The organism is Nocardiopsis trehalosi NBRC 14201 (assembly GCF_001552555.1).
GTDB classification, from domain to species: Bacteria; Actinomycetota; Actinomycetes; order Streptosporangiales; family Streptosporangiaceae; genus Nocardiopsis_B; species Nocardiopsis_B trehalosi.
The window spans coordinates 1-7,567 of sequence record NZ_BCRK01000242.1 but is presented as its reverse complement, the minus strand read 5'-3'; the positions used below and the strand labels follow the sequence as shown (position 1 = coordinate 7,567).

The following is a 7,567-nucleotide window of genomic DNA, read 5'->3' as shown; positions in this document are numbered from 1 at the left end:
GTCCGCCGGGGCCGGCGGGCGCCCGCGCCGCAACGGGGGTGCCGGGCCGCGGGGCGGCCCGGCGGGGCGGGTCAGGGGGCGCCGTCGCGCTCCAGGTCGGCGCGGAACAGGTCGCCGTCCATCCACAGCGCGGCCCGGACGCCGTCGGCGGCGCCGAGGACGACGAGCGTGGTGGCGGCGGGTACGGGGGCGAGCTTGGCGGTGTCGCCGACGGCGGCCACCCCGGGGACCGTGGTCATCTGCAGTTCGTCCACCCGGACGGTGCCGTCGGGGAGGATCTCGGCGCCCAGGCCGGCCGCCAGGTCGGAGTGCTGGCGGGTGGGGGCCTTGTGGAAGACGGCCTCGCGCCGCAGGGTGCGGCCGTCGGCGAAGTGGACGGTGAGGTCGCCGGGGTCGCCGGTGATCTCGGTGAGGGGGGTGGTGTCGACGCGGACGCCGCGCAGTTCCAGGCGCGCGGTGATCTCGTCGGGGAGCTTCTCGGTGCCGTGGGTGCACAGGACCACGTCGTCGCTGAACCGGTCGGCGAGGTAGGCGGCCAGCATGGCCTCGGCGGGGTCGGCGGCGACGACGGCCAGGGTGCGGCCGGAGGCCTCCCAGCCGTGGCAGAACGGGCAGTGGAAGACGCCGGTGCCCCAGAGTTCGCGCAGGCCGGGGATGTCGTAGGGCTCGTCGACCTGGCCGGTGGCCAGGACCAGGCGGCGGGCGCGCTCGCGGGCGCCGTCGGCCAGGGTGACCGTGAAGTCCTCGCGTTCGCCCTCGGCGGCGACCACGGTGCCCGGCCGCACCTCCACCGAGGGGTAGGCGGCGAGTTCGCCGCGGCCGATGGCGAGCAGTTCGGCGGGGTCGAAACCGTCGCGGCTGAGCATCATGTGCATCTCGGCGGCGGGGGCGTTGCGGACCCGCCCGCCGTCGACCACCAGGACGGACCTGCGCTGGCGGCCGAACACCAGGGCCGCGCTGAGGCCGGCGGGACCGCCGCCGACCACGATCACGTCGTACAAGGGACACCTCCAGGAATGGTAATGAAAACCGTTTTCTTCACTATGCTCGCACACCGCCGGGCGGGCGGCGCGCCGAGGGCGGCCGCGTGACGCCGCCGCGCGGACGCTGGCTCCGCCGCCACGCGCCCCGCCCCGACGCCGCGCTGCGGCTGCTCTGCCTGCCGCACGGCGGCGGCGGGGCGAGCGGCTACGCGCCCTGGGGGCGGCTGCTGCCGCCGTGGATCGAGACCGTCGCCGTGCAGTACCCCGGCCGCGAGGACCGCTGGGACGAACCCGGCGCCACCGCGGTGGCGGACGTGGTCGCCGCGGTCGCCGAGGAGGCCGGGCCGCTGCTGGACCGCCCCTACGCGCTGTTCGGCCACAGCATGGGCGCCGCGATCGCCTACGAACTGGCGCACGCGCTCACCGACCAGGGCCGCGGGGCGCCGGTGCGGCTGTTCGCCTCCGGGCACGAGGCGCCCTAGGACGCGCGCGGCGGCACGGTCCACCTGCTCGGCGACGACGGCCTGGCCGCCGAACTGGACCGCCTCGGCGGCACCGACGCCGCCGTGCTGAGCGACCCCGCCCTGCGCACCGCGGTGCTGGAGCGCGTCCGCGCGGACTACCGGCTGGCCGAGACCTGGCGGCCCCGCGCCCGCGCGCCGCTGTCCTGCCCCGTCAGCGTCTTCCTCGGGGCCGACGACCCCGACCTGGAGCCGGCCGAGGCGGTGCGCTGGGCGGCGGCCACCAGCGCCGGGGTGGAGACCCGGGTGTTCCCGGGCGGCCACTTCTACCTGGTCGAGCGACGCGACGAGGTCGTCGCCGCGGTCGCGGCCGCACTGGGGGCGGGCGCCTGAGCGCCCGCCCCCGGCGCGGGGCCGGCCCGGCGCGGGGTCAGCCCAGCTCGACGCCGTCGACCAGCGGGTCGGCGGCGAGGGCGTCGAGCACGGCCCGGGGGTCGAGCACCTCCGCCGCCGGGCGCGCCCCCGGCGGCACCCCGCCCTCGGCGAGGCGGTGGGCCGCCAGGGCGGCGACCACCCCGCTGAGCGCGTAGGAGTCGGGGGTGCGCACGACGAGCCGGGTGGGGCCGCCCCGGGCCGGGTCGCGCGGCCGGGCGTGGAACAGCAGCGTGTACCAGGGGCCGTCCAGGGCGACGTCGGCGTCGGCCGCGGCGACGACGGCGGGCACGTGCTCCTCCAGGGGCCGGTCGTCGGCGGCCCAGGCGGTGGCCAGCGCCTCGGGGATGTTCTCCGACACGTACACCGTGTAGTTGCGCAGCTCGTCCACCCCCAGGTCGGCGGCGAGCGCCGCCGCCTCCGCCGACAGGAACGGCCAGGCGTGCACGGGGTGCCGGAACCCGGGCAGCGCCACCGAGCGCAGCGGGGCCAGGGCGTTCTCCGCGACGCGGCCGTCCCGCCACGCCGCCAGCGCGGTGCCGAACCCGGGTCCGCGGGTGAGCAGCGCGTCGACCGCCGACAGCGGGCCGATGGCGGTCGCCCCGCCCACGTAGACGTCCAGCCGCCGCAGCGGGCCGGGTTCGGCGAGGAGCCGGGGCAGCAGCCCCGACAGCCCCGGCATCAGCCCGGCGGAGAACAGCGCGCTGCGCTCGGCCAGGCCAGCGGGGGCACCACGCCCCAGCGCGGCCAGCGCCGCCGCGTCGCCGGCCGCGTCGACGTAGTCGGCGCCCGCGGCGACGGCCGCGCGCGCGACGGTGTCCAGGACCCGGTAGGAGGGGCCGGCGGCGTTGACCACGACGCCGCAGCCGGCGCAGAAGCGCGCCAGCGACGCGGGGTCGGCCAGGTCCACCGCCACCGGTTCGCCCCCCACCCGCTCGGCGGCGGCCCGGGTGCGGCCGGGGTCGCGGCCGCCGACGCGCAGCGGGCCCGTGCCGTACCCGGCCAGGCGGTCGAGCACCACCCGGCCGACGGTCCCCGACCCGCCGAGGACGCCCACCAGCGGGCCGGTCACCGGGACGCGCTCCCGGCCTCGGCGGCGCGCGCGGCGCGGACGGCGGCGGCGGCGCCCGCCACCGTCGGCAGGTCGAGGAAGTCGCGCACGCCCAGCTGGACGCCGAACTCGCGGGTCATCCGGGCCAGGGCGCGGACGGCCACCAGGGAGTCGCCGCCCAGCCGGAAGAAGTCGGCCCCGCGGTCGAGGACGGGCACGTCGAGCAGGTCCTCCCAGACCTCGGCGACGCGCCGCTCGACGTCGTCGGCGAGCGGCCCGGACGCGTCGTCGCCGCGGGCGCCGTCGAGCCGGCCCAGGCGCAGGCCGTCGCCCTCGGGCTCCCGGGCGGCCGGGAGGTCGAGGACGCGGTCCCAGCCGGAGCCGTCGGCGAGCGCCTCGGTGAGGGCGACCATGCCGGCGAACGCGGCGTCGACCTCCTCGGGCGTGAACAACTCCTCGACCAGGGAGAACACGACGGCCAGTTCGTCGTTCAGCTCGTAGACGCGCGCCTCCAGGGCCACCTGCGGGGTGCGCAGCTGGTGGTGGAAGTCGGCGAAGGAGATCTCGCCGAGGGGGCCCACCGACGACGGGTGGCGGTCGCCCACCGCGGCGTCCATGCCCAGCGTGCTCTGGAACACCACGGGGCCGACCGGCCGGGTGGTGCCGCGCCGCCGGGCCAGCTCCCGCGACACCTCCACGCCGGAGACGAGGTTGTGCGCGGCGTGCTCGGTGAACACCCGCTGGACCGCCGTCGCGGCGGCGGCGAACGTGGCGCCCTCGGGCAGTTCGACGGGGATCAGCATGGTCGAGGCGAACGCGCCCACGAGGCGGTGGATGTCGGGGTGCACCGGCAGCCGGTTGAGCTGGAGGGAGTTCAGCAGCAGGTCGCGGTGGCCGGCCCAGCGGGCCATGGTCGCGGCGAACGCGGTGAGCAGGGCGGTGGAGGGGGTGACGCCGCGCTCGGCGCAGGCGGCGCGCAGCGCCGCCCACTGCTCGGGGGCCAGGTGGCGCTCGCGGGTGTGCATGAGCACCGGCCGCACGTCCTTGGGGTCGGCCCGCAGCGGGAGGGCGGGCGGCTGGGGCAGCCCGTCCAGCCGCCCCCACCACCAGTCGCGGTCGGCCGCCCACGCCTCGGTGCCGGTGAGCCGGCCGAGGGCCTGGACGTAGTCGCCGAAGTCGATCTCCAGCGGGGGGAGCACCGCGTTCCAGTCGGCGGAGAGGGTGAGCAGTTCGCGGTTGAGCACGGTGGCCGACCAGCCGTCGAACACCAGCAGGTTCATGGCGGTGTGCAGGCGGCCGCGGTCGCCCGGCAGCAGGGTGAGGCGCAGGTCCAGGCCGGGGCCGTGCACCGGGTCGGGGCCGGTGGAGCTCATCTCGGCGCGGACCCGCTCCAGGGTGGCGGTGGCCTCCTCCTCGGTGGCGTCGCGCAGGTCGTACACGCGCACGGCGGGGATCGCGCCCGGGGCGTCCGGGGGCAGCACGTACTGCATGCCCTCGGGGGTGACGCGGGCGCGCAGCGTCGGCTGGTGCTCGGCCAGGCGCTCGACGGCGTCGGTGAGGGCGTCGGCCGCCTCGTCGCCGTCGACGCCGGTCAGGCCCACGTCGCCGTAGAAGTGCGCGGACTCGTACGACAGCTCCCAGCCGCCCTGCTGGCCGACGAAGTACCCCTGCTGGAGGGGCATCAGCGGGAACGGGGCGGTGGGGTCGGCGCGGCGGACCACGTCGACGGGCAGGTCGCGCACCGTGCCGGCGGCGGTGGAGCGGCGCCGCACCAGGTCGGCGAGCCGGTCCAGGGTGATCTCGACGGTGACGTCGGAGAGCGCGAGGACGACGCCGAGGCGCCTGCGGACCAGGGCCGCCATCCGCACGGACAGCACCGAGTCGCCGCCCAGGCGCAGGAACTCGGTGTCGGTGGGGACGTCGTCGGGTTCGAGGCCCAGGAGTTCGCCCCAGATGGCGGCGAGGTCGGCCGCCACGGTGTCGGGGGCGGTCGTGGTGGGCGTGGGCGGGGTCATCGGCGGCTCCGGTTCTCGGGTGGGCGGCGGGCGGTGAGCAGGCGCTGGGACAGCGCGGTGAGCGGGTGGCCGGCGGGCGGCAGGTCGACCTCGGGGCGCAGGCCGGCCCCCGCCATGGCCTCGCGCCACTCCGCGCGCGACAGGTAGGTGCGGTCGGTGCCCGCGCGGGCGTCGGTGCGCGGGGGGTTGGCGGAGACGAGGAACGGCATCGAGGTGAGCGACTGCGGGTGCTCGCGGCAGGTCTCGACGAGCAGCAGCGTTCCGCCGGGGGCGAGCAGGCGGCGCAGGCCGGTGAGCAGCCGCCCGGCGTGCGGGGCGTTGTGGGCGGTGTTGGCGGCGACGATCAGGTCGAGGCCGCCGTGTCCCGGCGGGAGGTCGGCCGCGAAGTCGAGCCGTTCGCAGCGCAGGTAGGGGTGGTCGGCGAAGCGCTCGCGCGCCTGGTCCAGGAAGAAGGGGGACAGGTCGGTGAAGAGGTAGTCGGCGGTGCGCCCGGCGAGGGCGGGCAGCAGCTCGGCGGTCGTGGCGCCGATGCCCGCGCCGAGTTCCAGGACGCGCAGGCCCGCCGGGTCGGCCGGGGTGAGGCCGCGGACCACGGCGGCGGCCGCCGCGTTGAGGTAGCGGTTGACCGGGTTGTCGCGGTAGAGCACCTCGGCGGTGCGCGGGTCGGCGTCGGGGAAGAGCAGTTCCTGGGAGCTGGTCTCGTCGCGCAGCAGCCGGGGCAGCGCGCTGAGGGTGGACCGCAGGTAGCGGGTGAGTTCGGGCGGGTAGCCGAGGCCGGCCCGGGCGGTGTCGAGTTCCGCGCGCAGGGCGGTGAGTTCGGCGCGGCGGGGGCGCGGGGGCGGCGCGTAGCGGTCGCCGGAGCGCTCGGCCAGGCCGGCGGCGGCGAGGTCGGCCAGCCAGCGGCCGGGGATCCACCGGTGGCGGGGGGCGGCGCCGATGGCGTCGGCGACCTCGGGGCCGGTCCAGGCCGCCCCGAGGCGGCGCCCGGCGGTGTCGTGCAGGACGGCGGCGATCGACCGGAGGACGGCCCGGTCGAGCCGGTCGACCAGGGCGGGGAAGGCGGCCGTGTCCGCCCCGGCGAGGGCGGCGGTTCCGGCGCGGTGGGCGACGTCGGCGAGGTGGGCGGCGTCGGCCGCCGCACCGGGGCCGCCGCCCGCCCGGACACGGGGGGCGGGTACGGGTGGCGGGTCCGCGGTCGCGGCCACGGCGCCTCCTTCGGCTGCGGGGAGGGGCACACCGCCACTCCGATGGACAATGATTATCATTTTCTTCTCGTGGCAACAATATGCCGCTTATGTCGGGTGCGTCGGGGTTGTCGCACGGGGACGGAGCACCGCGCCAGGCGCCGGCCGCCCCCGAGAGCCGTCGGCGCATCCGGACGGGCCGGCGGGTCGATGGTCCCCGAGGCGGGACCGCCGCCCCGCCCCGACCGGCGCCGGGCACGGCGAAGCGAGCGGCCCCCATCCCGGCGGGCCGCTCGGCGGGCCGGCACCCCCCGAGGGAGGCGCCGGCCCGTCCCGTCAGGCGGCGGTGGCCTCCAGGGCGAACAGCCCGGCCTCGGCCGGGCCGGTCGGGCGCGCCTCCAGGCCGTGGGCGGCGGCCTCGTCGCGCAGCGCGTCCGGGGTCAGGGTCCACCACGGGTACGCGACCTCGACCGGCGGCGCGACGCCGTCCTCGCCGTGCACCTCGTAGGTCATGTGCCAGGTGATCCGGTCCGGCCCGTCGGCGCGCGCCTCGGCGTGGCCGGCGTAGCGGTTGCGGCCGATGCGCGCCTCGCCCATGGGCGCCTTGGGGACGTCGGTCGGGGTGAACGGCGGGGCGAGGTTGACCACGATCCGGCCGCCGGGGGCCAGGCGCTTCGCCAGGTCGGCCCACACCCGCTCGCGGTCGTCGGGGGCGAAGTGGCCGATGACGTTCAGGGCGAGCACGCCGCTCACGCGCTCGGGGAGCCGCGCCGTCAGCAGGTCGGCCGCGAGGACCGTGACGCGGTCGCGCAGGGCGGGGTCGGCCGCCGCCCGCGCGAGCAGCACGGCCCGCAGCAGCGGGGACGGCTCCACAGCGAGGACCTCGGCGCCGGGAAGCTCCGCGACGGCGCACGCGACCCCCAGTCCGCTGCCCGCGCCCACGTCCAGCAGCGGGGCGTCACCGGTGGGCAGGCCGCGCAGCGCCTCGGCGACCGCCGGACCGAAGGCGTCCCACCAGGGGCGGATCAGCAGATCGATGTACTCACCGGAGACGGCGTAGTCGTCGCGGTGTCCACTCATGTCGTCCTTCTCTCGCACCGAGGGGCCGGACGCCGGAGGGCGTCGGGGGGAGGACGCGGCGCGGGACCGCCGGCAAGGCCCGACACCCTCGGCGGCCCCGCGCGCGCCACGACGACACTACAGTGAAAACGGTTATCATCACCACCCGATGGCGGCTCGCCCCAGCACCCCTCCCCCTACCCGCCCTCCCACCCTGCGAGGAGTGGGCGGTGCCGGGCATGGTGAGGCGTACCCCGGAGCGGTGGCGGAGGGGGCCATGGTGCCGGGGGGAACCCCTGATTCCAGTCAACCGCCGAGGAGGGGGCGCGCGCTACGGGGAGCGGCTCCCTGTGGACGACCGCCGACCCGCCGCTCGCGGCGG

General features: G+C 77.9%; 5 protein-coding genes and 1 pseudogene. 1 reads left to right on the top strand and 5 read right to left on the bottom strand.

Translation table 11 applies throughout. The features are described 5' to 3' along the window. Nucleotides 1–71: 71 nt before the first annotated feature. Nucleotides 72–992 carry an NAD(P)/FAD-dependent oxidoreductase gene (locus tag NT8_RS26020; RefSeq protein WP_245646338.1) on the bottom strand — a complete coding sequence of 307 codons (921 nt, stop codon included), beginning with the start codon at nucleotides 990–992 and terminating at the stop codon, nucleotides 72–74. 95 nt (nucleotides 993–1,087) lie between these two features. On the opposite strand from NT8_RS26020, the pseudogene NT8_RS26015 reads away from it, so the two are divergent. Beyond that, nucleotides 1,088–1,837: pseudogene (locus NT8_RS26015) on the top strand (thioesterase II family protein). A gap of 37 nt (nucleotides 1,838–1,874) precedes the next feature. On the opposite strand, the gene NT8_RS26010 reads toward NT8_RS26015, so the two are convergent. From NT8_RS26010 to NT8_RS25995, 4 genes are all read right to left on the bottom strand, one after another. Further along, the gene (locus NT8_RS26010; RefSeq protein ID WP_067975106.1) at nucleotides 1,875–2,948 is read right to left on the bottom strand and encodes a saccharopine dehydrogenase NADP-binding domain-containing protein; all 1,074 of its coding nucleotides are present in this window, start codon (nucleotides 2,946–2,948) and stop codon (nucleotides 1,875–1,877) included. Next, nucleotides 2,945–4,942, bottom strand: coding sequence for a condensation domain-containing protein (locus tag NT8_RS26005; protein ID WP_067975103.1), 1,998 nt, complete (start codon nucleotides 4,940–4,942; stop codon nucleotides 2,945–2,947). The genes NT8_RS26010 and NT8_RS26005 overlap by 4 nt, the downstream gene beginning before the upstream one ends. Beyond that, the gene (locus NT8_RS26000; RefSeq protein WP_067975095.1) at nucleotides 4,939–6,147 is read right to left on the bottom strand and encodes a class I SAM-dependent methyltransferase; all 1,209 of its coding nucleotides are present in this window, start codon (nucleotides 6,145–6,147) and stop codon (nucleotides 4,939–4,941) included. The genes NT8_RS26005 and NT8_RS26000 overlap by 4 nt, the downstream gene beginning before the upstream one ends. A gap of 315 nt (nucleotides 6,148–6,462) precedes the next feature. Further along, entirely contained in the window at nucleotides 6,463–7,206 is a 744-nt protein-coding gene (locus tag NT8_RS25995) for a class I SAM-dependent methyltransferase (RefSeq protein ID WP_067975093.1), read from the bottom strand. Between the last annotated feature and the right edge of the window lie 361 nt (nucleotides 7,207–7,567).

Bases quoted from the DNA above. Each gene is read 5' to 3' on its own strand.
- NT8_RS25995 (WP_067975093.1), bottom strand. From the start codon at position 7,206: ATGAGTGGACACCGCGACGACTACGCCGTCTCCGGTGAGTACATCGAT.
- NT8_RS26005 (WP_067975103.1), bottom strand. From the start codon at position 4,942: ATGACCCCGCCCACGCCCACCACGACCGCCCCCGACACCGTGGCGGCC.